The sequence below is a fragment of the Enterobacter cloacae complex sp. 677-3DZ2D5B genome (assembly GCF_004136695.1).
GTDB classification, from domain to species: domain Bacteria; phylum Pseudomonadota; class Gammaproteobacteria; order Enterobacterales; family Enterobacteriaceae; genus Enterobacter; species Enterobacter hormaechei_C.
On record NZ_QFLS01000008.1, the window covers coordinates 87,456 to 110,894 of the forward strand.

The window sequence follows — 23,439 nt, forward strand, 5'->3', positions numbered from 1 at the left end:
TTTCAGCGCCCTTTTTTCTGGCAGCATTCACACTTCTGTAAGCAACAAATACTACATACATATTCTTTTGTGGCTTGGATCGAAAAAAGGACTCCTCAGATGATTAAGTTTAGCGCAACGCTCCTGGCAACGCTGATTGCGGCAAGCGTTCAGGCAGCGACGGTGGATCTCCGTATTCTGGAAACCACCGATCTGCACAGCAATATGATGGACTTCGATTACTACAAAGATACCCCTACGGAAAAATTCGGACTGGTACGCACGGCAAGTTTGATCAACGCCGCCCGCGGTGAAGTGAAAAACAGCGTGCTGGTCGATAACGGGGACTTAATTCAGGGCAGCCCGCTCGGCGACTACATGGCGGCGAAGGGGCTGAAAAAAGGCGAGATCCACCCTGTCTATAAAGCGATGAACACCCTGGATTATGCGGTTGGCAACCTGGGCAACCACGAATTTAACTACGGTCTGAAATACCTGCACGACGCGCTGGCAGGGGCAAAATTCCCGTACGTTAACGCCAATATCATCGACGTTAAGACGAAGAAGCCGCGCTTCACCCCTTATCTGATTAAAGAGACCGAGGTTGTCGACCAGGACGGTAAAAAACAGACGCTGAAAATCGGCTATATCGGTTTTGTACCGCCGCAGATCATGACGTGGGATAAAGCCAACCTCGACGGGAAAGTAACCGTCAACGACATTACCGAAACCGCGCGCAAATACGTGCCGGAGATGCGGGCGAAAGGGGCGGATGTGGTGGTCGTCGTGGCCCACTCCGGCCTCTCGGCCGACCCGTATCAGGTGATGGCTGAGAACTCCGTGTACTATCTCAGCCAGGTGCCGGGCGTGGATGCGATCCTGTTTGGTCACGCCCATGCCGTCTTCCCGGGCAAAGATTTCGCTGATATCAAAGGCGCGGACATCGAAAAAGGGACGCTCAACGGTGTGCCATCGGTGATGCCGGGCATGTGGGGTGACCACCTTGGCGTGGTGGATCTGGTGCTGAATAACGACAGCGGAAGCTGGAAAGTCACGCAGTCGAAAGCGGAAGCGCGTCCGATCTACGACGCAGCGGCCAAAAAATCTCTGGCAGGGGAAGATAAAAAGCTGGTCGACGTCCTGAAGCATGACCACGACGCGACGCGTGAATTTGTCAGCAAGCCGATCGGTAAATCGGCTGATAACATGTACAGCTTCCTCGCGCTGGTACAGGATGACCCGACCGTGCAGGTAGTCAACATGGCGCAGAAAGCCTATGCGGAGCACTATATTCAGGGCGATCCGGATCTGGCAAATCTGCCGGTACTGTCTGCCGCGGCGCCATTCAAAGTGGGCGGACGTAAGAACGATCCGGCCAGCTACGTTGAGGTGGAAAAAGGCCAGCTGACCTTCCGTAATGCCGCCGATCTCTACCTCTATCCCAACACACTCGTGGTGGTGAAAGCCACCGGGAAAGAGGTGAAGGAGTGGCTGGAGTGCTCTGCCGGACAGTTCAACCAGATCGATCCGCACAGCAGCAAACCGCAGTCGCTGATTAACTGGGACGGTTTCCGCACCTACAACTTCGACGTGATCGACGGCGTGGATTATCAGATTGACGTTACCCAGCCCGCGAAATATGACGGCGAATGTCAGGCCATTAATCCGCAGGCAGAACGCATCAAAAACCTGACCTTCAACGGCAAAGCGATTGATCCTAATGCCACTTTCCTGGTGGTGACCAACAACTACCGCGCCTATGGCGGTAAGTTTGCCGGTACGGGTGACAGCCATATCGCCTTTGCCTCACCGGATGAGAACCGTTCGGTGCTGGCGGCGTGGATCAGCGCGGAGTCGAAAAAGGCGGGTGAAATTCATCCGGCGGTGGATAACAACTGGCGACTTGCGCCGATCCACAGCGACACTAAGCTGGATATTCGCTTTGAGACATCTCCGTCCGATAAAGCAGCCGCGTTTATCAAGGATAAGGCGCAGTATCCGATGAAAAAGGTCGCGACGGATGATATTGGGTTCGCGATTTATCAGGTGGATTTGAGCAGGTAAAAGCAAAACGGCAACGCTCGTTGCCATTTTTGGTGTTTGTTCCCTCTCCCCGTGGGCTGAGGGTTCCCCAGTAATTTGAAAGCAAAAGCGATAACGTTGCCTCAGAATAACTGAGGGCTTTCAGCGATGCCTCGGTCCGGCTGTAAATCGCTGAGGCGTTTCCTGTAGGCCGGGTCGCCAGGGTGGTGGCGACTGAGCCACCCTGGCACGTTCACCGCTCATGTCGTGACAGAGTAGCAAGGAACATAAAGTGAACGGAATAACCACCAGAGCCGTATGTCCCCCTCACCCCAGCCCTCTCCCTCAAGGGAGAGGGGGCCGTCTGTGCAGGCATTATTTTGTGGGGAACCCTCAGCCCCGTGGGAGAGGGTCAGGGTGAGGGCATCAGGCCGCACATACCCGGCGTTTACGCCGCACGCTCGTCCCTATTCGCCAGCACCTGCGGCGTATTGACCTCAATCCAGTCGGCCAGCGCGGCCACCTTCTCGCTCACCTCCAGCCCCAGCGGCGTCAGGCTATACTCCACATGCGGCGGTACGACCGGATACGACACGCGATCGACAAACCCATCATGCTCCAGCGCCTGTAAAGACTGGGCCAGCATCTTCTCGCTGACGCCGCCCATCTTGCGGCGCAGATCGCTGAAGCGATGCGTCCCCTGACGTAACGCCACCAGGATCAGCACGCCCCAGCGGCTGGTTACGTGTTTGAGCACCTCCCGTGACGGGCACTGTTCCGCAAAGAGGTTGCCATCGCGCATTTGCTCGCTGAGCGTTGGTATTGTTGTTTTCATACTTACCTTTTTGTACGTACTTACTAAAAGTTAGTTATGGTGATAGTGTGCCACAACACCAGACAAACACGAAGGAGATTCATCATGATCGCGATTACCGGCGCAACCGGCCAGCTTGGCCAACACGTTATTGAAGAACTGCTGAAAACCGTTCCGGCCAGCCAGATCGTGGCTATTGTGCGTAACCTGGCGAAAGCCGAAGCGTTGCGTCAGCAAGGGGTCGTTGTGCGTCAGGCGGATTACACCGATGAAGCCGCATTTACCACCGCGCTGAACGGCGTGGATAAACTACTGCTCATCTCCTCCAGCGAAGTGGGCCAGCGCGCCGTACAGCACCAGAACGTGATAAACGCCGCCAAAGCCGCCGGGGTGAAATTCATCGCCTATACCAGCCTGCTGCATGCTGACAAATCCCCGCTGGGTCTGCACGTTGAGCACGTCGAAACCGAAAATGCCCTGGCGGCCTCCGGCGTGCCTTACGCCCTGCTGCGCAACGGCTGGTACACCGAAAACTACCTGGCAAGCGCGCCGCCAGCGCTGGAACACGGCGTGTTTATGGGGGCCGCAGGCGAAGGCAAAATTGCCTCTGCGACCCGTGCGGATTACGCGGCGGCGGCAGCGAAAGTGATTTCTGAAGAGGGTCATGCCGGCAAGGTGTATGAACTGGCGGGTGATAATGCCTGGACGCTGAGCGAACTGGCTGCGGAACTGAGCAAGCAGAGCGGTAAGCCGGTAACGTATCAGAACCTCAGCGAAGCCGATTTCGCCGCTGCGCTGAAGGGCGTTGGTCTGCCTGCCGGGCTGGCGGAAATGCTGGCGGACTCCGACACCGGCGCGTCCAAAGGCGGCCTGTTCGACGACAACCATACCCTGAGCAAGCTCATTGGCCGCCCAACCACACCGCTGGCGGAAAGCGTCAAAGCCATCCTGTAGTTGTTAAAAATTGGTTATTTTTTGTGGCATCCCCTCGGGTCATCTCTGATAATGAAGCGATGACCCACAAGGAGGCTCACCGTGCAAGGCGTACCGGAACAGTTCACTGATGAGAGAGACAGCGCGCGCTTTCGCCATCTGGCGCAGCTGCCGGGCCTGGAGCTTTATCACGCCCATATCTCTGACTACGCCTTCGAGCCGCACACTCATGAAGCCTTCGGTATCGGCACCATCGAAACCGGTGCCGAACGCTTCCGCTATCGCGGTACCCAGCATCTTGCCGCGGAAAAATCCGTCGTGACCATGAACCCGGACGAGATCCACACCGGGGAATCCGCCACTGAAGGCGGCTGGCGCTACCGGATGGTCTACATCGAACCCGACCTGCTGGAAGAGGTCACTGGCCTGCGTCACTGGTGGTTTAGCGACGTCACGCGTCACGATCCGCTGCGCTCGCAACAGATAGGCCAGTTGATTTATGGCCTGTGGCACACGGACGATCCGCTGGCGCAGAAGGGGCTGCTACTGGATTTGATTCAGACTTTTCAGCCGCTGGCCCACCATGCGCCGGTGGTGCAGGAGGCCACGCACCGCTTCGAACGCGTTCGCGACTACCTGCACGACAACTATATGCGCTCGCTGACCCTGGACGAGCTGGCTAACGTTGTCTCGCTCAGCCCGTACCATTTTCAGCGCCAGTTCAAAGCCCATTTCCACGTTACGCCCCACCAGATGCTGATGGCCATCCGGCTGTGGCGCGCCAAAGCATTCCTCACCCATGGCATGCCTGCCGCCGAGGTGGCCGCCGCGACCGGGCTGACCGATCAGTCGCACCTGACCCGCGCCTTCACCCGTCGCTACGGCATCACACCCGTGCGCTACCAGAAACAGGTTATGCCGCGCTAATGCGCAACCTCATACAATACGCGCCCGTTTTGCCCTCCTACACTGAGCGCAAAGTGAATCAAGATGGATGGAAAAATGATTAGCGGCGTGTTGTATGCCCTGCTTGCGGGTTTGATGTGGGGGCTGATTTTTGTCGGCCCGCTGATTGTGCCGGAGTACCCGGCAATATTGCAGTCGACCGGACGTTACCTGGCGCTGGGGCTGATTGCCGTGCCGCTGGCGTGGCTGGGGCGCACGCGTCTGCGTCAGCTGGGCCGCCAGGACTGGCTCACCGCGCTGGGGCTGACCATGATGGGTAATCTGATCTACTACGTCTGTCTGGCGAGCGCCATTCAGCGCACCGGTGCGCCGGTGTCGACCATGATTATCGGCACGCTGCCGGTGGTCATCCCGGTTTTCGCGAACCTGCTTTACAGCCAGCGTGACGGCAAACTGGCGTGGTCAAAAATGGCGCCGGCGCTGGTCTGCATTGCCGTGGGGCTGGTGTGCGTGAATATTGCCGAGCTTCGCCATGGTCTGGAAAATTTCAGCGTGTGGCGTTACGGTTCAGGGATCTTTCTGGCGTTTATTTCGGTTGTCTGTTGGGCCTGGTATGCCCTGCGCAACGCACGCTGGCTGCGGGAAAACCCGGATAAACATCCGATGATGTGGGCGACGGCGCAGGCGCTGGTCACCCTCCCTGTCTCGTTGCTGGGCTATGTGGGCGCGTGTGTCTGGCTGGGTAGCCAGCAACCGGCATTTACCCTGCCCCTCGGACCGCGCCCGTGGGTATTCGTCGGGCTAATGGTCGCCATTGCCGTGCTCTGTTCGTGGGTGGGCGCGCTGTGCTGGAACATTGCCAGCCAGAAGCTGCCGACGGTGATACTGGGGCCGCTGATTGTCTTTGAGACGCTGGCCGGGCTGCTCTATACCTTCCTGATGCGTCAGAGCGTGCCGCCGCTGCTAACGGCCTGCGGGATCGCGCTGCTGGTCGTTGGGGTGGTGATTGCGGTGAGAGCGAAGCCGGAAAAACCGATGGTCGTTCCGGCGTCGGAGGGGTGATTTCTGCCGGGTGGCGCTGACGCTTACCCGGCCTACAAAATAACGCCTCGTAGGCCCGGTAAGGCGTAGCCGCCACCGGGCAAGCCTTTAGAACGTCTCCCAGTTCGCTTCAGACGCCGTTGCTACGGGCTGCGCCTTAGGCGCGTAAGCCTTCACGGGCGCGGCTTTCACCGCCTGGTTGCGGGTGATCTTAAACACCGCCACCGCGTCGTTCAGGCGTGCTGCCTGATCTTCCAGCGCCGCCGCTGCCGCCGCAGACTCTTCCACCAGCGAGGCGTTCTGCTGGGTGACGCGATCCATCTCCGCCACCGCCTGACCCACCTGGTCGATACCGCGGCTCTGTTCGTCGGAGGCCGACGCAATCTCACCCATGATGTCCGTTACGCGCGTAACCGCATTGACGATCTCCGCCATCGTCGCGCCCGCTTCATTTACCAGCTGAGAACCCGCGTTGACGCGTTCGCCGGAATCATCGATCAGCGCTTTGATCTCTTTCGCCGCCTGCGCGCTGCGCTGCGCAAGGGTACGCACCTCGCCCGCGACAACCGCGAAGCCACGTCCCTGCTCGCCCGCGCGCGCCGCTTCTACCGCCGCGTTCAGCGCCAGAATATTGGTCTGGAAAGCAATGCCGTCGATCACGTTAGTAATTTGCGCGATTTTGCTGGAACTGGTGGCGATTTCATCCATGGTGCGCACAACGCCCTCGACCACGTTACCGCCCTTCTTCGCGGTGGAAGAGGCGTCCAGCGCCAGACGCGACGCCTGACGCGCGTTATCGGCGTTTTGCTTCACGGTGGCGGTTAACTGTTCCATGCTGGCTGCCGTCTCTTCCAGAGAAGCGGCCTGTTGCTCGGTACGGGAGGAGAGATCGTTGCTGCCCGCCGAGATTTCACCCGCGCCGGTGTAGATGGTATCAGCGCCTTCACGCACCACGCCCACCGTGTTGGCCAGCGCAGTCTGCATCTCCTGAACGTTGCGCGCCAGGATCGCCATTTCATTTTTACCCTCAGCCTGAATCGGCTGGGTTAAATCCCCTGCGGCAATGGCGCGGATATGGTTGATCACCTCTTCCAGCGGCAGCAGCAGCACGCGGCGCATCGCAATCCAGCTGGAAATAATCACCGCGATCACCAGCAGCATCACCGCAGAAAGGATCCACAGAATGCGTTTGTAGTCGCTTTCATTGTCCTGGATACCTTTGGCGGTCAGCGCGGCCTGCGCCTCACGCCACTCGCGATAAACCTTTTGCATCGCGGTCTGCTTCTGTTCGGCATTTTGTTTGAACATATCTTCCAGATTGCCCTGCCCCAGCAGAACGTTCATTTGCGTCAGCGTGGCGGAGTAGACGCGGTACTGCTCTTCCAGGCGATCGGCCAGGTGCTCGTCCATACCCGGCGTTTCCGGCAGCGCATAGTATTTATCGTAATGGGTCTGGGCATCGGCCAGCAGGTTTTTCGCGGTATTGACCAGCTCGTTCAGCTGCCCGCCGTTAATCTGCGACGCCATGCTGCTTTGCAGGCGCAGCATGCCGCGGTTGAGGGTGACGCGCGCCTGGTTCAGGCTGATCCAGGCGTCGGTAAACTCAGCGACGTTCTGGCTGGAAAGCTGAGAAACGGTGAAGTTCTCTTTATCGTTATTGAGTGCATTAATGAAAATGCCAGCGGAGATCAGCTGCATGATGCCGAGCACAAGCAGCACCGAAATCAAAAGAGTAATGACTTTTATACGTTTAAACATGCGTTGCCTTTTTTATATACAGGTATTGTCTGACCTGTATCTATCGGCACGCGCGGCGGGTTGTTTACTGTTTCTCCACCTTTAAAAACTTTCGAAAGCCCTTTTCTGCATTCAATCAGCAAGTTAAAAGCATGCTTTTTTTGTGATCCCTTTCTCGTTTTCACCCTTGCCTCTAAAGGGTTATAGTATCCACTTAAAGATGCATTTAAAATGCATCTTATATTTCTGATGATGAGGTAACTGCTATGGCCTTCCGCGACCAACCCTTAGGCGAGCTGGCGCTCTCCATCCCTCGCGCTTCTGCGCTGTTCCGTAAATATGATATGGATTACTGCTGCGGTGGTAAGCAAACGCTGGCGCGCGCAGCGTCGCGTAAAGAGCTGGATGTAGAGGCTATCGAAGCGGAGCTGGCTCAGCTGGCTGAACAGCCCGTCGACAAAGACTGGCGCACTGCGCCGCTGGCTGAAATCATCGACCATATCATTGTGCGTTACCACGATCGTCACCGCGAGCAGCTGCCGGAGCTGATTTTACAGGCGACCAAAGTTGAACGCGTTCATGCCGATAAACCTTCCGTACCGCGCGGCCTGGCGAAATACCTGACCATGCTGCACGAAGAACTTTCCAGCCACATGATGAAAGAGGAGCAGATCCTCTTCCCGATGATCAAACAGGGCATGGGCAGCCAGGCCATGGGGCCCATCAGCGTGATGGAAAGCGAACATGATGACGCCGGCGAACTGCTGGAAGTGATTAAACACACCACCGACAACGTCACACCGCCGCCAGAGGCGTGCACCACCTGGAAAGCCATGTACAACGGCATTAACGAGATGATCGACGATCTGATGGAACACATCAGTCTTGAGAATAACGTTCTGTTCCCGCGTGCATTAGCGGGGGAATAAAAAAGCCCGGCGGCGCTAGCGCTTACCGGGCCTACAACGTCCGCGAACGTAGGCCGGGTAAGCGTCAGCGCCACCCGGCAACATGCTTAACGCATGCTCGCCATACGTTTCTTACCGATAAACAGCCAGCCCAGCCCCAGCGCAATAAACCACAGCGGCGTGACGATCAGCGCCTGGCGGGTATCTTCTTCCAGCGTCAGCAGCACCAGCACGAAGACGAAGAACGCCATGCACACCCAGCACATCAGCTTGCCCAGCGGCATCTTGTAGATCGACTTCTCATGCAGGTGTGGACGCTGTTTGCGGTACACCAGGTATGAGCAGAGGATAATGGTCCAGACGAACATGAACAGGATCGCCGACACCGTAGTGATCATGGTGAACGCGCCGATTACGCTCGGGTTGACGTAGAGCATCACCACACCGCCCAGCAGACAGATGCAGGAGAAGGTCAGCCCTTTCGCCGGTACCGCGCGTTTAGACAGTTTGGCAAACGCGCTCGGAGCAACGCCCTCCTGCGCCAGACCGAACAGCATACGGCTGGTGGAGAAGACGCCGCTGTTCGCGGAAGAGGCCGCAGAGGTCAGCACCACGAAGTTAATCAGGCTCGCGGCAGCAGGCAGTCCCACCAGCACGAACAGCTCGACGAACGGGCTCTTGGTTGGCACCACCGAACTCCATGGCGTCACGGACATAATGACGATCAGCGCGAACACGTAGAACATGATGATACGCAGCGGAATGGAGTTGATCGCGCGCGGCAGGGATTTCTCCGGATCTTTGGTTTCCGCCGCCGTGGTACCGACCAGCTCAATCCCGACAAACGCGAACACCGCAATCTGGAAGCCGGCAAAGAAGCCGCTGATCCCTTTCGGGAACCAGCCGCCGTCATTCCACAGATGGGCAAACGACGCCTGTACGCCGGTTGGCGACTGGAAGTGCGTCAGCACCATCACCAGCCCGACGACAATCAGCGCGATGATGGCGACGATTTTGATCATCGCGAACCAGAACTCCATCTCACCGAACATTTTAACGGTGGCGAGGTTCAGGCTCAGCAGCAGGACAATCACCGCCAGCGAAGCCACCCAGTCCGATAGCCCTGGGAACCAGAATTGCGCGTACGCCGTGATGGCCACAACGTCAGCCATGCCGGTGACCACCCAGCAGAACCAGTAGGTCCAGCCGGTAAAATAGCCCGCCCACGGGCCGAGCAGGTCTGACGCGAAGTCGCTGAAGGATTTGTATTCAAGATTCGAGAGCAGCAATTCACCCATTGCACGCATCACGAAAAAGAGCATAAAACCGATGATCATATAAACGAAGATGATCGACGGGCCGGCAAGACTGATGGTTTTGCCCGAGCCCATAAACAGCCCTGTGCCGATGGCTCCGCCAATGGCAATAAGCTGAATGTGACGGTTCGTGAGATTTCGCCGTAGCGACTGTTCAGACGTCGCCTCTTCTGCGGCGGCGACTTTGACCTGATCTACCATGTGATATTTTCCTGTTTATGCCTGTCTGTGTTGTTAAGGCTCTTCTGGCCTTTATTTACGCCAAATAAATGACGGCCCCTGTGTAAGGACTAATCGATAGTAGGTAAGAATCGGCGGGATGAATACTATGATTTGAATATTATGTTAATAATATGTTGAAAGTGAGTGTCATATCACTCATACAGCGCGAAACAGCTCACAAAAATACACGTAACAGTTTCGTTTGCAATACAAAATGTTGATTCCGTCGTAACTCCGGGTTTTATCGCTATTTTCCTCTCCCCGATCGGAGAGAGGAAAATAAGAAAAACCGATTACAGGATTTCCAGCAGCTCGACTTCAAACACCAGGGTGCTGAATGGCGGAATGGACGCGCCAGCGCCACGCTCGCCGTAAGCCAGGTTGTGCGGGATAGTCAGTTCCCATTTGGAACCTACTGGCATCAGGGTCAGGGCTTCGATCCAGCCTGCGATAACGCCGTTGACCGGGAACTCAGCCGGTTCGCCACGCGCGACGGAGCTGTCGAACACGGTACCGTCGATCAGCTTACCGGTGTAGTGTACGCGAACGTGGTCGGTACGCGCCGGGATTGCGCCATCACCCTGATTGATTACGCGGAACTGCAAGCCGGACTCGGTGCTGTTCACGCCTTCACGCTCACGGTTCTCTTCCAGATATTTCACGCCTTCTGCCGCCATCTCTTCGAAACGCGCGCGACGTACGGCGTCAGCACGTTCGTGGATTTCACGCAGCGCACGGTGCACAACGTCAACCGGCACAGCGGGCTGCTTGCCTTCCAGCGCGTCAGCGATACCCGCCACCAGCGCTTCCGGTAACAGACCTTCCAGGCCGGATTCGCTCAGCTGCTGTCCTACCTGCAAGCCGATGCCGTAGCTTGCCTGCGCTTCGATAGTGTCAAAAGTCGGGGTGGTCATGGGTTTTCCTTCCATCACATTTAAAGTAGCGGGCAGCATATCAGCCATGCCCTTATGGGTAAAACTTTGTCTTAAGTAAAGGTGACAAACTGCGACGAAACGGAAACAATAGTAGCCGTCAGGATTTTCCCTAATATATGTCACGAAAGCTGGCTTTGTTACGCCCATCAGGCAGTTAGCAAACTACACTTCTCAGGACAGGATAAAAAGACGCGGAGCAGGAGGAGAGCCATGCCCGGGCGATTTGAACTGAAACCTACCCTGGCGAAAATCTGGCATGCGCCGGATAACTTTCGCATCATGGACCCGCTGCCGCCTTTGCATCGCAGAGGCATTATCATCGGCGCGTTGCTGATCGTCATCGGCTTCCTGCTTCCTTCCGGCAGTGACAACGTTGATACCGCGCCGGTCAGCCGGAATGCTGAGCTGGATATCCAGTCGCAAAGCCAGCCGCAGCCTGGTTCACAGCCGATGCAGACGCAGCTGGTCACACCGTCTAACGATCCGGGCCAGGTTGCGCCGGTTGAACCTGAACCTGTTCAGGAAGATCAGGAGCAGGCCGCCGCCCCTTCAGAGCCACAGGCGCAACAGCCCACCGGCATTGAGCAGCAGTGGCGTTCGTATCGCGTAGAGCCTGGGAAAACTCTTGCCCAGCTGTTCCGCGACCACAATTTGCCAGCAACGGATGTGTATGCCATGGCGCAAGTCGAGGGGGCAGGCAAGCCGCTCAGCAACCTGCAAAATGGTCAGATGGTGCAGATCCGTCAGAACGCCAGCGGCGTGGTGACCGGGTTAACGATCGATACCGGAAACGGGCAGCAGGTACTGTTTACCCGCCAGCCGGACGGCAGTTTCATCAGAGCACGTTAATGGCCCAGGCCGGGTAAGGCGATGCCGCCACCCGGCACTTTTGTTCTCAGGCACGCCGTTTATTCACCCACCAGATCCCCGAGCAGACCAGCACCAGCGCAATCGCGTATTTGATGTCCAGAATGTTTTCGCCGAGGAAGATGGCGGAGAGCACCGTCCCTGCTACAGGTATGACAAAGTTGAACGGGGCAATCATACTCACGCGGTTTACTTTCAGCAGCGCGCTCCACAGGGCGAACGCCACGGATGAGAGCAGCGTCAGATACCCCAGCACGGCGACGGCTTTCATGCTGTGCACCTCCAGCGTCCCGCCCGTGGCATAGCCTCCCGCAACCAGTGCCGCCCCGCCTATCCCCAGCTGCCATCCCGTCATCACCGTCGGGTCAACGGTCTGGGAAATGCGTTTCCCGTAAAGCGTGGCCGCAGAGAGAATAAAGGCGGCCAGCACCACAAATCCGTCACCTTTCCACACAAACTGGAACTCACTTAACCCGCTGTGGAAGTTCACCAGCATCACCCCGGCAAAGCCCAGAACACACCCCAGCGTTTTGTTATAGCTGAGTTTGTCGTTGTGGTAGATAAAGTGCGCCAGCAGCACGCTGAAGAAGGTCCCGGTGGCATTCATGATGGAGCCGTTCACCCCGGTCGTGTAGGCCAGGCCGATATAAAAGAAGGTGTACTGGAGGGAGGTCTGGGTCAGTCCGAGGATCGTGAGCTGGCCAAACTGCGTGGGCGTGAGCCTGCCAATCGGTTTTCGCTGGGCCAGGGCAAAAAGCAGCAGCAACGCGCCGGCAAACAGAAAACGGTATCCGGCAAAGACGACTTTGGAGGGGATATCATCGGTCGCGATCTGAAAGAGTTCGTAGCCACTTTTAATGGCCGGGTACGAGCTTCCCCAAAGCAGACAGCAGAGCGTGGCGCAGGCATAGGCCACATTTCGACGGGCAAAGACGGGCGTGGGCAGAGCAGTATCCATGACAAATCTCATAAATAAAATTGCGTTTCAATTTATTATTAGAGAATGCGTCAGGAATAGCGACCTTACAAGAGCAAAAGATGACGTAGGGTCATGCTAAAAAGCAAAACGCCGGCACAAGGCCGGCGCTTCGACGCGAGCAGAGTAAAAAATTACTCTGCTACTACGTTAACAACCAGTTTAGCGAATACTTCGCTGTGAACCTGGAAGTCAACTTCGTGCTCACCAGTGGTACGCAGAACGCCGTTCGGCAGACGAACTTCGCTCTTAGCCACTTTAACGCCTGCCGCAGTAACTGCATCAGCGATATCGCGGGTACCGATGGAACCGAACAGTTTACCTTCGTCGCCAGCTTTGGACGCGATGGTAACGGTGCCCAGTGCGTTGATTGCTTCAGCGCGAGCGTTAGCAGCCGCCAGAACGTCAGCCAGTTTGGCTTCCAGTTCAGCACGACGTGCTTCGAAAAACTCTACGTTTTTCTTAGTAGCTGGAACAGCTTTACCCTGTGGAACCAGGAAGTTACGAGCGTAACCCGCTTTAACGTTTACCTGATCACCCAGGCTGCCCAGGTTTGCTACTTTATCAAGCAGAATAACTTGCATTACCTTATCCTCTTAAAGTCGTATTAATGGACCGTGCCCGATTACTGATGACGATCAGTGTACGGCAGCAGAGACAGGTAGCGAGCGCGTTTGATAGCGCGAGCCAGCTGACGCTGATATTTTGCACGAGTACCGGTGATACGGCTTGGGACAATCTTACCGCTTTCGGTGATGTAGTTTTTCAGCGTTGCGATATCTTTATAGTCGATCTCTTGAACGCCTTCCGCGGTGAAACGGCAGAACTTGCGACGACGGAAATAACGTGCCATATGGCTAGTCTCCAGAATCTATCAAATCAATCTGCTCGGCATGCAGAACCATTTTGCTCAGGCCGTTCTTTGCCTTGTGGCAAGAAATGAACCCCTGAACGATTACTGCGCTACCGACCGTTAAACTGTGAGTAATGGCCTGGTTTTCGTGTCCGCTAATAATTACGGGCATTTGGCACCACGCCTGCCGGTGAAACCCGGCTTCCTCTTGCACAGAACGATGCTCAAGCACGAACTGGCAATGCGGAATTCCTGATGGGCTGACCTTTCGAAGGGGGGTCCTGCACACGGTGCCGGACAACACCAGACGGTTGGTCATCAGAAATTACTCTTCAGAATCCCCAGCATCAGAATCATCTGCGGTTTCGTTTGCGAAATCATCGCGACGCTCACGGCGCTCGTCTTTCGCTTTAACCATCGGAGATGCTTCGGTCACTGCGTGTTTGGTACGCATAACCATGCTGCGGATAACGGCATCGTTGAAGCGGAAGGTAGTTTCCAGCTCATCGATCACTTCCTGCGGAGCTTCAACGTTCATCAGAACGTAGTGTGCTTTGTGCAGTTTGTTGATCGGGTAAGCCAGCTGACGGCGGCCCCAGTCTTCCAGACGGTGGATCGTGCCTTCTGCACCAGTGATGGCAGCAGAGTAACGCTCGATCATGCCCGGAACCTGTTCGCTCTGGTCAGGGTGGACCATAAAAACGATTTCGTAATGACGCATCGAATTGCTCCTTACGGATTATTCAGCCTCCTGTCTGGGTCAGCCGAGGCCCGGGGAGGCAAGGAACGTGTTAAAGGTCGGCTGAAAAATTGACGCGTCATAATACTTGCGCTCCCCAGGAAACTCAAGCTGATTGCACAAATAATTCGCACAAAGGGTAAAGCTGTTCTAAGTGGGTGATTTAAAATCGCACTCATCAGAAGCGCTGTTTTTTTGAACAACATCATCAGAAATGGTCACCCATCCCAACCCGGGTAGCGATTACACTTTAATCAGAAACCCTGAACAGAGAAGGAGAGCATTCCCCCGTATCACAGCACGCAGTCGTGGAGCGCATATCATGAAAAGAATCGCAATCGCCATTTTGGCTGCGCTTTTGCTCAGTGCAAACGCGATGGCAGCCATCAGAATAGACAGCCAACAGGCCAGAAACATGGATGATGTGCAGAGCTTAGGCGTTATTTACATCAATCATAACTTCGCCACTGAAAGTGAAGCAGATCAGGCGCTTAATGAAGAAACCGATGCGCAGGGCGCAAAATACTATCACGTCATGCTGACACGTGAGCCCGGCAGCAACGGTAATATGCACGCCAGTGCAGATATTTACCAGTAACGCTTTATCGCTAGCACCAGGAAAGCCAAAGAAAATCAAAGCCATATATAATTTGCCCCCTGCCCGGGGGCTTTTTTATGAATGGCTCCGGAATACCACCGGTTACAACTGTTTCGGTATTCCAGAGCACTTATTCACTTCTGCCCGTAATAAGCATTCGGGCCGTGCTTACGCATGAAATGCTTGTTCATCAGATAATCATCAATGCCCTGAAGCTGTGGGTTAATGCCGCGCGCAATCCACGCCATTCTGGCCACCTCTTCCATCACCACCGCGTTATGCACGGCGTCATGCGCATCTTTACCCCAGGAGAATGGACCATGCTGGTACACCACAATACCCGGCGTATGCAGTGGTTCCGTCTCACCCAGCGTTTCGATAATGACCCTGCCGGTGTTAAGTTCGTACTCGCCTTCGACCTCAGTCTGCGTTAACGCCCGCGTGCAGGGAATATCACCGAAGAAGTAGTCCGCGTGCGTTGTACCCAAAGCAGGGATCGCCAGCCCGGCCTGTGCCCAGGCGGTGGCGTGCGTGGAATGGGTATGTACTATCCCCCCCAAGGACGGGTAACGCTGGTACAGCGCCAGATGGGTTGCCGTATCAGAAGAAGGACGCCATTTGCCTTCAACGACCTGTCCTTCCAGGTCAACCACCACCATATCGTCCGCTTTCATGGCGTCATAGGCCACGCCGCTCGGCTTAATCACCACCAGCCCCTGCTCGCGATCGATGGCGCTTACGTTGCCCCACGTAAACGTCACCAGTCCATAGCGCGGGAGATCCATATTGGCTTCAAAGACCTGCTGTTTCAGCTTAAGCATGTTCCGCCTCCATCAGTCCTGCCCGCGCCATGCGCTCGCACACCCAGTCCCGGGCTTTCGCCACTTCTGCCGCCGGATCGTCCGCGGTTTCGCTCCACATCTCAATCAGGTAAGGCCCGCAATAACCTGTCTGTTTGAGCGTCTGGAAGCACCGTTCGAAATCCACCACCCCGGTGCCGAACGGTACGTTTTTAAACACGCCGGGACGGGTATCTTTAACGTGCACCGCCACGATATGCCCGATGCCCGCCTGAAGCTCCATCTGTACGTCGTTATCCCATGCCGACAGGTTGCCGATATCCGGATAAAGCTGGAACCACGGGTTATTCAGATAGTGCGCGTAGCCCAGCGCCTTGCTGATGGAGTTCATCAACGGATAATCCATGATCTCCATCGCCAGCGTCACCTGCGCACGGCTTGCCATCTCAACGCTCTCTTTCAGGCCGTCACGGAAACGACGGCGCGTTTCATCATTGGCTTCCTGATAGTAAACATCATAACCCGCCAGTTGGATCACGCGGATGCCGACATCCTGTGCGAAGCGAATAGCTTTACGCATGATCTCCAGCCCTTCGGCGCGTACGGCATCATCTTCGCTGCCAAGCGGAAAACGACGATGAGCGCTCAGGCACATGGATGGCACGCGCACGCCGGTTTCGGCAATGGCGCTCACCAGCGCCAGACGCTGGTCGCGGCTCCAGTCCAGGCGAGCAAGACGCTCGTCCGTCTCATCCAGCGACATTTCGACAAAATCGAAACCCAGCTGCTTCGCCAGCTGTAACCGCTCCAGCCAGCACTCCCCCGCAGGGAGTGCCTTTTCATAGATGCCAAGCGGGACCTGTTTTGACAACATACCCGCTCCTTAACCCCAAAGCTGAGCGATTGAGCGTTTAAACTGACGCGCCGCTTCCACCGGAGATTCCGCATCGCGAATGCTACGACCGGCAATAAAGACGTGAATTGGAATCCCCTTGAACAGCGGCAGATCTTCCAGCGCCAGGCCACCGGTTACGGTCACTTTGAAGCCCATATCGGCCAGACGTTTGATCGCGCTGATATCGGCTTCACCCCACGCCACGCCTGCGGCCTGCGCATCACGGCTGCGGTGATAAACCACCTGCTGGATACCTGCTTCGCGCCACTCCTGCGCCTGCTCCCAGGTCCAGAAACCGGTCAGTTCAATCTGCACGTCGCCATTGAACTCCTTCGCCACGTCCAGCGCGCCTTTCGCAGTGTTGATATCCGCACAGCAGATCACGGTGACCCAGTCGGCGTTGGCTTCAAAGCACATGCGAGAGAGAATTTTGCCCGCATCGGCGATTTTGGCATCCGCCAGCACGATTTTATGCGGATAGAGCGCCTTCAGGTCACGAACCGCACGAACGCCTTCGCCCACGCACAGAATGGTGCCGACTTCGATGATGTCCACTTCTTCCGCAATCAGACGGGTGGTTTCGTAAGCGTGAGACAGAGTCTGGTTATCCAGCGCGACCTGCAACATTGGTAATGACATTTTAAATTCCTCTTAAACGGCCGCCGCAGTGGCGTTATCAATTAAATCCAGCACGTCCTGCGCGGTACGGCAGGCGCGTAAACGGTCAAAATTAGCTTCATCATCAAACAGATTGACGATCTGCATGATGCCCACCTCCTGGTGGGTATTGGCATCGACAGCCGCCATAGTGATAAGGATGTCGACCGGGTCGTTATCTTCGTGGTTAAACACCAGCGGCGTTTTCAACGTCACCAGCGCGAAGCCGGTTTTCTTGACGCCCTCTTCCGGGCGGCCATGCGGCATCGCCAGGCCTGGCGCAATCACAAAGTAAGGGCCATGCTGCGCCACGCCATCCAGAATCGCCTGGTAGTAACGCGGCTCGACAACGTCAGCCTTAACCAGCAGATCCACGCTCAGCTTCACCGCTTCCTGCCAGGTGCTGGCTTCGGCCTGTAAAAGGATGGAGTTATTCTCTGCCAGCGAATCACGTAGTTTCATGTGGCATCCTTACTTCACGTCTTGTGGGAAGTGTTCTTTGATCACTTCCAGCAGCTTTGGTCCGAAATCCGCAGGCGACAGCATGTTGCGTACGCCTACCACGTATTTGTTGCCCGACACGCTAATCTCGCCGGCAATGTGCGTTGAGGCGATGATGATGTCCGCGCCGTTCAGTTCACTTTTGTATTCACCCACTGCGCAGCTGTTCACCGTGTGGTCAATGTTTGACTGGGTTAAAAACTGGTCCACTTTCATCTTCATGATCATGGAGCTACCTTGCCCATTGCCACACACAGCCAGGATACGTACGGTCATAATCGAAACTCCTTAATGAGCAGACACTTCTGCTGTTTGTTTTTCTGCATCTTCTTCAGCCCGCAGCGAACGGCCAGCGAAGAACATATAAGCCAGGGCAATCAGGATGATGACGGCCATAAAGACCAGCCCGACGGACGCAAAGCCCTGCATCATCGGCGGCGCCAGAATTGACCAGTCCGCCATGCCCATCCAGGCGCTCATGCCGGTGAGCTTGACCGCCCACACGCACCCGAAGATTTCAACCATGCCCATCACCAGGCAGATCTTGAGCGCTGCGCGCCATCCGCCGAAGTGGTTAGCAAACACGCCGATAGTGGCGTTGGAGAAGAACATCGGGATAAAGCCAGGAATAATCAGGATTGAGGAGCCACAGCCCACCAGAATGCCGACCGCAATCAGCTGGCCGATGGTGCCCCACATAAAGCCCCAGACAACGGCGTTTGGCGCAAAGCTATAGATAGCCGCACAGTCAATCGCCAGCACCGCGCCAGGGATCAGGCGCTGGGAGATGCCATTAAACGCTTCCGACAGTTCGGCGACGAACATACGCACGCCCTGGGTGATGATGAAAATAGCAACAGCGAAGGAGAAACCGGTTTGCAGGATATAGACCGTCCAGTGGGTTTTACCCGCCATCGCCTGCACCACGTCAATGCCAAAGGAGAGCAGGATAGCGCCGAAGAAGATGGTCATCACAATTGCCGTGGAGACGATGTTGTCGTGGAAGATATTCAGCCAGCCAGGCAATTTGAGATCTTCAACACTCTCCTCTTTTTTGCCCAGGTACGGCGCGACTTTGTAAGCAATCCAGGAGGCGAACTGCTGCTGGTGACCGATGGAGAAACCGCAGCCGTCCGTAACGTCCTGCGTTGGCTTATACATCATGTTGGAGGTGATGCCCCAGTAAAGTGAGACCAGCACTGCCGTGCAGATGACCGTGGTCCACATTGGGTAGCCGAAGATATAGAGAGAAACGGCAATCAGACCCGCCTGCTGGAACATGATGTGCCCGGTGAGCATGATGGTGCGAATACCGGTGATACGGCGCAGGAGCACGTAAATGATGTTCAGCGCCAGCGCGAGCAGTACCGCATACCCAACCCAGCTGTATGCATCTCCCATGCGATCGATGGTGGCCATCATGGACGCGTAAGTGTCAGAGATGGCGCCGTTAATGCCGTACACCTCTGACATTTTGGCAACAACCGGCTTAAACGTGCTGGTCAGAATGCCAGACCCCGCCTGCAACAGCATAAAACCAATGATGGTTTTGATGGTGCCTTTGATAATCACGCTGACGCTTTTGCGCAGCAGGATGTACCCCAGGCACGTCACGATACCCAGCAACAGCGGGGCGTTGGTCATTACCTGATTAAAGAAAACGGTAAAGACGTTGTAGAGGATCTCCATAACTCTCTCCAGAAAATGAGAACACGAGGGGCAATCCCTGTGTGGTTGGTGTCATCACTCTATTAATCACAAATAATCATCACAAGATTGCATTTGATTATTTGTGACGGATCACGCAATTTATTTCCATGGCGTTAGTAATGATTTTCACTACCGAACCAATCCAATAAATAAATTCTTAATTTTCAGTATATTAATCATTTATAGCGGTTATCTTATCAACGTCATGATGTTTTTTCTGTGATGTGACGAGGGGAATTTTCCGTAAATAAGCCATTGCAAATCGGTTTAAACAGTGCCAGCATTAATCACAACAAGTCACAGTATGATTACTTTTGATTAAAACCAGGAGTCAAACGATGAGTAAAGTGAAAACCATCACCCGTGAATCATGGATTCTGAGTACCTTTCCGGAGTGGGGTAGCTGGCTGAACGAAGAGATCGAGCAGGAACAGGTTGCTCCTGGCACATTTGCGATGTGGTGGCTGGGCTGCACCGGAATCTGGCTGAAATCAGAAGGCGGCGCCAACATTTGTGTTGATTTCTGGTGCGGCACCGGCAAACAGAGCCACGGCAATCCACTGATGAAAAAAGGCCACCAGATGCAGCGTATGGCCGGCGTTGAAAAGCTCCAGCCGAACCTGCGCACCACGCCTTTTGTGCTTGATCCTTTTGCCATTCGCCAGATCGACGCCGTTCTCTCTACCCACGATCACAACGATCATATCGACGTGAACGTGGCGGCAGCGGTAATGCAAAACTGCGCGGACGACGTACCGTTTATCGGGCCGCAGACCTGCGTGGATTTGTGGATTGGCTGGGGCGTGCCAAAAGAGCGCTGCATCGTGATGAAGCCGGGCGACGTGGTGAAAATCAAAGACATTGAGATTCACGCGCTGGATGCCTTTGACCGCACCGCGCTGATCACCCTGCCTGCCGATCAGAAAGCCGCAGGCGTACTGCCAGACGGGATGGACGAGCGCGCAGTGAACTATCTGTTCAAAACGCCTGGCGGTTCCCTGTATCACAGCGGTGACTCCCACTACTCCAACTACTACGCGAAGCACGGTAACGAGCACCAGATTGACGTGGCGCTTGGCTCTTACGGTGAAAACCCGCGCGGGATCACCGACAAAATGACCAGCGCGGATATGCTGCGTATGGCCGAAGCGCTGAAAACCAAAGTGGTGATCCCGTTCCACCATGATATCTGGTCAAACTTCCAGGCCGATCCGCAAGAGATCCGCGTCCTGTGGGAGATGAAAAAAGACCGCCTCAAGTATGGCTTCAAGCCGTTCATCTGGCAGGTTGGCGGCAAGTTCACCTGGCCGCTGGATAAAGACAATCTTGAGTATCACTACCCGCGTGGTTTCGATGATTGCTTTACGATTGAACCCGATCTGCCGTTCAAGTCCTTCCTCTGATACCGAGGCCCAATCGCCAGACCCTGCGTCTGGCGATGTCATTTTTAATTTAGTAATTTCACGCTATTTCAAATATCATCTTTTCAAATCAATTCTTATCGGAATAGCTCATGACGGAAGCGCAACGGCATCAAATTTTACTGGAACTCCTGGCGCAAACAGGGTTTATCACCGTCGAGAAAGTGATCGAACGTTTAGGGATCTCCCCCGCTACCGCGCGACGGGATATCAACAAGCTGGATGAGAGCGGCAAGCTGAAAAAAGTCCGCAATGGCGCAGAGGCCATCAGCCAGCAGCGTCCACGCTGGACGCCGATGAACATCCACCAGGCGCAGAATCACGATGAAAAGGTGCGGATTGCCAGAGCGGCGTCACAGCTGGTGAATCCCGGGGAGAGCGTGGTGATCAACTGCGGTTCGACGGCGTTTCTGCTGGGCCGTGAAATGTGCGGCAAGCCGGTGCAAATCATTACCAACTATCTGCCGCTGGCCAATTATCTCATTGACCAGGAACATGAAAGCGTGGTGATCATGGGCGGCCAGTATAACAAGAGCCAGTCCATCACCCTGAGCCCGCAGGACAGTGAAAACAGCCTCTACGCCGGGCACTGGATGTTTACCAGCGGCAAAGGCCTGACGGCGGATGGACTGTATAAAACCGATATGCTCACCGCAATGGCAGAGCAGAACATGCTTAACGTGGTGGGCAAGCTGGTGGTGCTGGTCGACAGCAGCAAGGTCGGTGAACGTGCCGGCATGCTTTTCAGCCGCGCCGAGCAAATCAGCATGGTGATCACCGGCAAAAACGCCAACCCCGAGATCCTCAGCAAGCTGGAGGATCAGGGTGTCACGGTGCTGCGCGTTTAAAGGTGCTGGCGGAAGAATTCCACGGTTGCTTCCAGCGCCTCCGGGGTAATACGGTGCCGGACACCCGCTCCCCACAGGCAGGTCAGATTGCTGTCCAGCCCTTCGCGCTGTAGCGCCTGTTGCAGGCGGAACGTTTCACCGGGCGGTACGACGTCGTCGGCATCCCCATGCCACAGCAGCAGCGGACGATCGGCCAGCTGCGAAAGCGCATGGCTGACGTCCCATTCAGACAACAGGGTCTCAATCTCCTGAGGGGCCTGCGGCGGGAACAGCGTCTTTGCCAGCGACGTAAAGTAGCCCGATCCCATCAGGCAAGCCACGGACGTCACCTCCGGATGCCTGGCCATGATCCCCAGCGCCGTCATTCCGCCCATTGATGCGCCTGCGACCGCCAGCCGTTTCCCCTCCACCAGCCCGGCCTGCAAGAGCGCGTCACGCAGCCCGGCGAACTCGGTCAGATTGCCGTGCAGCGTTTGCCAGAACAGCCCCAGCCGCGCCTGCTCATCGCCCGTAAAGCGTGCCCCATGATTCGGCGCATCAGGCATGACCACCCGGAAACCGGCCTGCGCCAGCGCGACGGCAAAATAGCTGTAGACCAGCTTCGAGGAGAGAAAGCCATGATAGAAAACTACCGTCGGCAGCGGCTGTTCACCTTTACCAGCCGGAAAAGCATGGATGATTTCATGCTCACTCAGCTGGCGAGTTTCAATTTCAATCATTGTCGATCCTGTGCTGATGAATGATTCATAATGTTGAGAGCTGGATTACGGTTTCACGATATTTTCATTCGAAATCTACGTCCCAGATAACACTTCGGGAACATTCCCCCAAAACTAAATTCGCAGACAACTACACTATGGCTATCAGGAAAAGAGACAGGTTTATGCGCAGGCTTACCGCTTTATTGCTGGTCTCGCTGCTCAGCGGATGTTCCGTATTGCAGGGTACGCCAGAACCGGCGCCGCCGGTTACCGATCATCCTCAGGAAATTCGTCGTAATCAGACGGAAGGATTACAACGCCTGGGTACCGTATCCGCGATGGTTCGTGGTTCCCCGGATGATGCAGAAGACGCAATTGAAGCGCAGGCCGTTGCCGCAAAAGCAGATTATTACGTCATCACGATGATTGATGAAACCATTATTACGGGACAGTGGTACGCCCAGGGCATTTTGTACCGTAAGTAAGCATCATCATTTGAACGACTTTTACACTGCTTTGCGTCCGTAGACATTTTCCTGTCCACAATAAACTCCATGCCAGCAACAATGGAAATGAGTTTATTCGCGAAGGATTGCCCGGCGGATACCGGAGACACGTGAAAAGGAGCTGACGATGAAACGAACCCTTGCTTTAACGACGCTATTGCTTTCAGCGGGCCTGCTGAGCACCACGGCGCAGTCGGCCGAATTTGCCAGCGCGGATTGCGTCACGGGCCTGAACGAGATTGGTCAGATCTCCGTCAATAATATCACGGGGAGTCCGCAAGACGTTGAACGTGTCGTCGCTCTGAAGGCCGATGAACAGGGCGCATCCTGGTATCGCATCGTCCAGATGCAGGAAGATCACCATGTTAATCACTGGCGCGTGCAGGCCATTCTTTATGCCTAATCCCTTCCGATAAAAGCCACTTAATTTTAGTGGCTTTTCACTTTTGCAAATTTTTTATCTTTCCCAAAACCTAACGAAAACAAACATGTAACATTAGGTTACATTAAAAAGGTAAACGTTATCTCTGCTCTGCCGTTGAACAGCCATCACT

General features: G+C 55.4%; 27 protein-coding genes. 11 read left to right on the forward strand and 16 right to left on the reverse strand.

Annotated elements, in window-relative coordinates; all coding sequences use genetic code 11:
• The first annotated feature begins 99 nt into the window (after window positions 1-99).
• A complete protein-coding gene (locus DD597_RS12975; protein ID WP_129256271.1) occupies window positions 100-2,043 on the forward strand; it encodes a 2',3'-cyclic-nucleotide 2'-phosphodiesterase in 1,944 nt (647 codons plus the stop codon).
• Between the two features lie 406 nt (window positions 2,044-2,449).
• On the opposite strand, the gene DD597_RS12980 is transcribed toward DD597_RS12975, so the two are convergent.
• Window positions 2,450-2,836, reverse strand: coding sequence for a helix-turn-helix domain-containing protein (locus DD597_RS12980; protein ID WP_058648488.1), 387 nt, complete (start codon window positions 2,834-2,836; stop codon window positions 2,450-2,452).
• A gap of 84 nt (window positions 2,837-2,920) precedes the next feature.
• On the opposite strand from DD597_RS12980, the gene DD597_RS12985 reads away from it, so the two are divergent.
• From DD597_RS12985 to DD597_RS12995, 3 genes are all read left to right on the forward strand, one after another.
• Entirely contained in the window at window positions 2,921-3,769 is an 849-nt protein-coding gene (locus DD597_RS12985; RefSeq protein ID WP_045350662.1) for an SDR family oxidoreductase, read from the forward strand.
• Between the two features lie 81 nt (window positions 3,770-3,850).
• Window positions 3,851-4,675, forward strand: a complete 825-nt coding sequence (locus DD597_RS12990; RefSeq protein WP_023315272.1) for an AraC family transcriptional regulator — start codon at window positions 3,851-3,853, stop codon at window positions 4,673-4,675.
• A 75-nt stretch (window positions 4,676-4,750) separates the two neighbouring features.
• Window positions 4,751-5,716 carry a DMT family transporter gene (locus DD597_RS12995; RefSeq protein ID WP_045350661.1) on the forward strand — a complete coding sequence of 322 codons (966 nt, stop codon included), beginning with the start codon at window positions 4,751-4,753 and terminating at the stop codon, window positions 5,714-5,716.
• 87 nt (window positions 5,717-5,803) lie between these two features.
• Here DD597_RS12995 and DD597_RS13000 read toward each other — a convergent pair whose 3' ends face one another.
• A complete protein-coding gene (locus DD597_RS13000) occupies window positions 5,804-7,453 on the reverse strand; it encodes a methyl-accepting chemotaxis protein (protein ID WP_023315271.1) in 1,650 nt (549 codons plus the stop codon).
• A 245-nt stretch (window positions 7,454-7,698) separates the two neighbouring features.
• Here DD597_RS13000 and ytfE point away from each other — a divergent pair, with 245 nt between their 5' ends.
• A complete protein-coding gene (gene ytfE / locus DD597_RS13005; protein ID WP_003856046.1) occupies window positions 7,699-8,361 on the forward strand; it encodes an iron-sulfur cluster repair protein YtfE in 663 nt (220 codons plus the stop codon).
• A gap of 86 nt (window positions 8,362-8,447) precedes the next feature.
• Here ytfE and cycA read toward each other — a convergent pair whose 3' ends face one another.
• Window positions 8,448-9,857, reverse strand: coding sequence for a D-serine/D-alanine/glycine transporter (gene cycA, locus DD597_RS13010; RefSeq protein ID WP_003856045.1), 1,410 nt, complete (start codon window positions 9,855-9,857; stop codon window positions 8,448-8,450).
• A 314-nt stretch (window positions 9,858-10,171) separates the two neighbouring features.
• Window positions 10,172-10,792, reverse strand: coding sequence for an FKBP-type peptidyl-prolyl cis-trans isomerase (gene fklB, locus DD597_RS13020; RefSeq protein ID WP_008502892.1), 621 nt, complete (start codon window positions 10,790-10,792; stop codon window positions 10,172-10,174).
• A gap of 231 nt (window positions 10,793-11,023) precedes the next feature.
• Here fklB and DD597_RS13025 point away from each other — a divergent pair, with 231 nt between their 5' ends.
• A complete protein-coding gene (locus DD597_RS13025) occupies window positions 11,024-11,662 on the forward strand; it encodes an OapA family protein (RefSeq protein WP_045330822.1) in 639 nt (212 codons plus the stop codon).
• A gap of 46 nt (window positions 11,663-11,708) precedes the next feature.
• Here the strand turns inward: DD597_RS13025 and DD597_RS13030 are convergent, their stop codons facing one another.
• From DD597_RS13030 to rpsF, 5 genes are all read right to left on the reverse strand, one after another.
• Window positions 11,709-12,638 carry a DMT family transporter gene (locus DD597_RS13030; RefSeq protein ID WP_017383942.1) on the reverse strand — a complete coding sequence of 310 codons (930 nt, stop codon included), beginning with the start codon at window positions 12,636-12,638 and terminating at the stop codon, window positions 11,709-11,711.
• Between the two features lie 152 nt (window positions 12,639-12,790).
• Window positions 12,791-13,240: a 50S ribosomal protein L9 gene (rplI, locus tag DD597_RS13035; protein ID WP_003856039.1), complete on the reverse strand. Its 450-nt coding sequence runs from the start codon at window positions 13,238-13,240 to the stop codon at window positions 12,791-12,793.
• Between the two features lie 41 nt (window positions 13,241-13,281).
• Window positions 13,282-13,509 (reverse strand): 30S ribosomal protein S18, encoded by a 228-nt coding sequence (rpsR, locus tag DD597_RS13040; RefSeq protein ID WP_000135199.1) that lies wholly within the window; start codon window positions 13,507-13,509, stop codon window positions 13,282-13,284.
• Between the two features lie 4 nt (window positions 13,510-13,513).
• Window positions 13,514-13,828: a primosomal replication protein N gene (gene priB, locus DD597_RS13045; RefSeq protein ID WP_003856035.1), complete on the reverse strand. Its 315-nt coding sequence runs from the start codon at window positions 13,826-13,828 to the stop codon at window positions 13,514-13,516.
• Between the two features lie 6 nt (window positions 13,829-13,834).
• Entirely contained in the window at window positions 13,835-14,230 is a 396-nt protein-coding gene (rpsF, locus tag DD597_RS13050) for a 30S ribosomal protein S6 (RefSeq protein WP_003856034.1), read from the reverse strand.
• A 340-nt stretch (window positions 14,231-14,570) separates the two neighbouring features.
• On the opposite strand from rpsF, the gene yjfY reads away from it, so the two are divergent.
• Complete coding sequence (gene yjfY, locus DD597_RS13055; protein ID WP_017383944.1) at window positions 14,571-14,846, forward strand: DUF1471 family protein YjfY; 276 nt, start codon at window positions 14,571-14,573, stop codon at window positions 14,844-14,846.
• Window positions 14,847-14,980: 134 nt separating this feature from the next.
• On the opposite strand, the gene DD597_RS13060 is transcribed toward yjfY, so the two are convergent.
• The 6 genes from DD597_RS13060 to ulaA are packed head-to-tail and all read right to left on the reverse strand — an operon-like array spanning window position 14,981 to window position 19,388.
• Entirely contained in the window at window positions 14,981-15,667 is a 687-nt protein-coding gene (locus DD597_RS13060; RefSeq protein ID WP_023324047.1) for an L-ribulose-5-phosphate 4-epimerase, read from the reverse strand.
• On the reverse strand, window positions 15,660-16,520 hold the full coding sequence (locus DD597_RS13065) for an L-ribulose-5-phosphate 3-epimerase (protein WP_003856027.1): 861 nt from the start codon (window positions 16,518-16,520) through the stop codon (window positions 15,660-15,662). Before DD597_RS13065 ends, DD597_RS13060 begins: the two co-directional genes overlap by 8 nt.
• Window positions 16,521-16,529: 9 nt before the next feature.
• Window positions 16,530-17,180: a 3-keto-L-gulonate-6-phosphate decarboxylase UlaD gene (gene ulaD, locus DD597_RS13070; RefSeq protein ID WP_003856025.1), complete on the reverse strand. Its 651-nt coding sequence runs from the start codon at window positions 17,178-17,180 to the stop codon at window positions 16,530-16,532.
• A gap of 12 nt (window positions 17,181-17,192) precedes the next feature.
• Window positions 17,193-17,660 (reverse strand): PTS ascorbate transporter subunit IIA, encoded by a 468-nt coding sequence (gene ulaC, locus DD597_RS13075; RefSeq protein WP_003856024.1) that lies wholly within the window; start codon window positions 17,658-17,660, stop codon window positions 17,193-17,195.
• A 9-nt stretch (window positions 17,661-17,669) separates the two neighbouring features.
• Window positions 17,670-17,975 (reverse strand): PTS ascorbate transporter subunit IIB, encoded by a 306-nt coding sequence (ulaB, locus tag DD597_RS13080; RefSeq protein WP_003856022.1) that lies wholly within the window; start codon window positions 17,973-17,975, stop codon window positions 17,670-17,672.
• 12 nt (window positions 17,976-17,987) lie between these two features.
• Window positions 17,988-19,388, reverse strand: a complete 1,401-nt coding sequence (gene ulaA, locus DD597_RS13085; protein WP_003856019.1) for a PTS ascorbate transporter subunit IIC — start codon at window positions 19,386-19,388, stop codon at window positions 17,988-17,990.
• 359 nt (window positions 19,389-19,747) lie between these two features.
• Here ulaA and ulaG point away from each other — a divergent pair, with 359 nt between their 5' ends.
• Together ulaG and ulaR are read left to right on the forward strand one after the other, a co-directional pair.
• Window positions 19,748-20,812, forward strand: a complete 1,065-nt coding sequence (gene ulaG / locus DD597_RS13090; protein ID WP_023315266.1) for an L-ascorbate 6-phosphate lactonase — start codon at window positions 19,748-19,750, stop codon at window positions 20,810-20,812.
• 110 nt (window positions 20,813-20,922) lie between these two features.
• Complete coding sequence (gene ulaR / locus DD597_RS13095; RefSeq protein ID WP_003856014.1) at window positions 20,923-21,678, forward strand: HTH-type transcriptional regulator UlaR; 756 nt, start codon at window positions 20,923-20,925, stop codon at window positions 21,676-21,678.
• Here the strand turns inward: ulaR and yjfP are convergent.
• Window positions 21,675-22,397: an esterase gene (gene yjfP / locus DD597_RS13100; protein WP_045336766.1), complete on the reverse strand. Its 723-nt coding sequence runs from the start codon at window positions 22,395-22,397 to the stop codon at window positions 21,675-21,677. The genes ulaR and yjfP overlap by 4 nt on opposite strands.
• Window positions 22,398-22,534: 137 nt before the next feature.
• Here yjfP and bsmA point away from each other — a divergent pair, with 137 nt between their 5' ends.
• A complete protein-coding gene (bsmA, locus tag DD597_RS13105) occupies window positions 22,535-22,864 on the forward strand; it encodes a biofilm peroxide resistance protein BsmA (RefSeq protein ID WP_003856011.1) in 330 nt (109 codons plus the stop codon).
• A gap of 148 nt (window positions 22,865-23,012) precedes the next feature.
• Entirely contained in the window at window positions 23,013-23,288 is a 276-nt protein-coding gene (gene yjfN / locus DD597_RS13110) for a DUF1471 family protease activator YjfN (protein WP_003856009.1), read from the forward strand.
• Window positions 23,289-23,439: the final 151 nt, after the last annotated feature.

Coding starts and splice junctions, on each gene's coding strand:
- DD597_RS12975 (WP_129256271.1), top strand. CDS start 100: ATGATTAAGTTTAGCGCAACGCTCCTGGCAACGCTGATTGCGGCAAGC.
- DD597_RS12980 (WP_058648488.1), bottom strand. CDS start 2,836: ATGAAAACAACAATACCAACGCTCAGCGAGCAAATGCGCGATGGCAAC.
- DD597_RS12985 (WP_045350662.1), top strand. CDS start 2,921: ATGATCGCGATTACCGGCGCAACCGGCCAGCTTGGCCAACACGTTATT.
- DD597_RS12995 (WP_045350661.1), top strand. CDS start 4,751: ATGATTAGCGGCGTGTTGTATGCCCTGCTTGCGGGTTTGATGTGGGGG.
- DD597_RS13000 (WP_023315271.1), bottom strand. CDS start 7,453: ATGTTTAAACGTATAAAAGTCATTACTCTTTTGATTTCGGTGCTGCTT.
- ytfE (WP_003856046.1), top strand. CDS start 7,699: ATGGCCTTCCGCGACCAACCCTTAGGCGAGCTGGCGCTCTCCATCCCT.
- cycA (WP_003856045.1), bottom strand. CDS start 9,857: ATGGTAGATCAGGTCAAAGTCGCCGCCGCAGAAGAGGCGACGTCTGAA.
- fklB (WP_008502892.1), bottom strand. CDS start 10,792: ATGACCACCCCGACTTTTGACACTATCGAAGCGCAGGCAAGCTACGGC.
- DD597_RS13025 (WP_045330822.1), top strand. CDS start 11,024: ATGCCCGGGCGATTTGAACTGAAACCTACCCTGGCGAAAATCTGGCAT.
- DD597_RS13030 (WP_017383942.1), bottom strand. CDS start 12,638: ATGGATACTGCTCTGCCCACGCCCGTCTTTGCCCGTCGAAATGTGGCC.
- rplI (WP_003856039.1), bottom strand. CDS start 13,240: ATGCAAGTTATTCTGCTTGATAAAGTAGCAAACCTGGGCAGCCTGGGT.
- rpsR (WP_000135199.1), bottom strand. CDS start 13,509: ATGGCACGTTATTTCCGTCGTCGCAAGTTCTGCCGTTTCACCGCGGAA.
- priB (WP_003856035.1), bottom strand. CDS start 13,828: ATGACCAACCGTCTGGTGTTGTCCGGCACCGTGTGCAGGACCCCCCTT.
- rpsF (WP_003856034.1), bottom strand. CDS start 14,230: ATGCGTCATTACGAAATCGTTTTTATGGTCCACCCTGACCAGAGCGAA.
- yjfY (WP_017383944.1), top strand. CDS start 14,571: ATGAAAAGAATCGCAATCGCCATTTTGGCTGCGCTTTTGCTCAGTGCA.
- DD597_RS13060 (WP_023324047.1), bottom strand. CDS start 15,667: ATGCTTAAGCTGAAACAGCAGGTCTTTGAAGCCAATATGGATCTCCCG.
- DD597_RS13065 (WP_003856027.1), bottom strand. CDS start 16,520: ATGTTGTCAAAACAGGTCCCGCTTGGCATCTATGAAAAGGCACTCCCT.
- ulaD (WP_003856025.1), bottom strand. CDS start 17,180: ATGTCATTACCAATGTTGCAGGTCGCGCTGGATAACCAGACTCTGTCT.
- ulaC (WP_003856024.1), bottom strand. CDS start 17,660: ATGAAACTACGTGATTCGCTGGCAGAGAATAACTCCATCCTTTTACAG.
- ulaB (WP_003856022.1), bottom strand. CDS start 17,975: ATGACCGTACGTATCCTGGCTGTGTGTGGCAATGGGCAAGGTAGCTCC.
- ulaA (WP_003856019.1), bottom strand. CDS start 19,388: ATGGAGATCCTCTACAACGTCTTTACCGTTTTCTTTAATCAGGTAATG.
- ulaG (WP_023315266.1), top strand. CDS start 19,748: ATGAGTAAAGTGAAAACCATCACCCGTGAATCATGGATTCTGAGTACC.
- ulaR (WP_003856014.1), top strand. CDS start 20,923: ATGACGGAAGCGCAACGGCATCAAATTTTACTGGAACTCCTGGCGCAA.
- yjfP (WP_045336766.1), bottom strand. CDS start 22,397: ATGATTGAAATTGAAACTCGCCAGCTGAGTGAGCATGAAATCATCCAT.
- bsmA (WP_003856011.1), top strand. CDS start 22,535: ATGGCTATCAGGAAAAGAGACAGGTTTATGCGCAGGCTTACCGCTTTA.
- yjfN (WP_003856009.1), top strand. CDS start 23,013: ATGAAACGAACCCTTGCTTTAACGACGCTATTGCTTTCAGCGGGCCTG.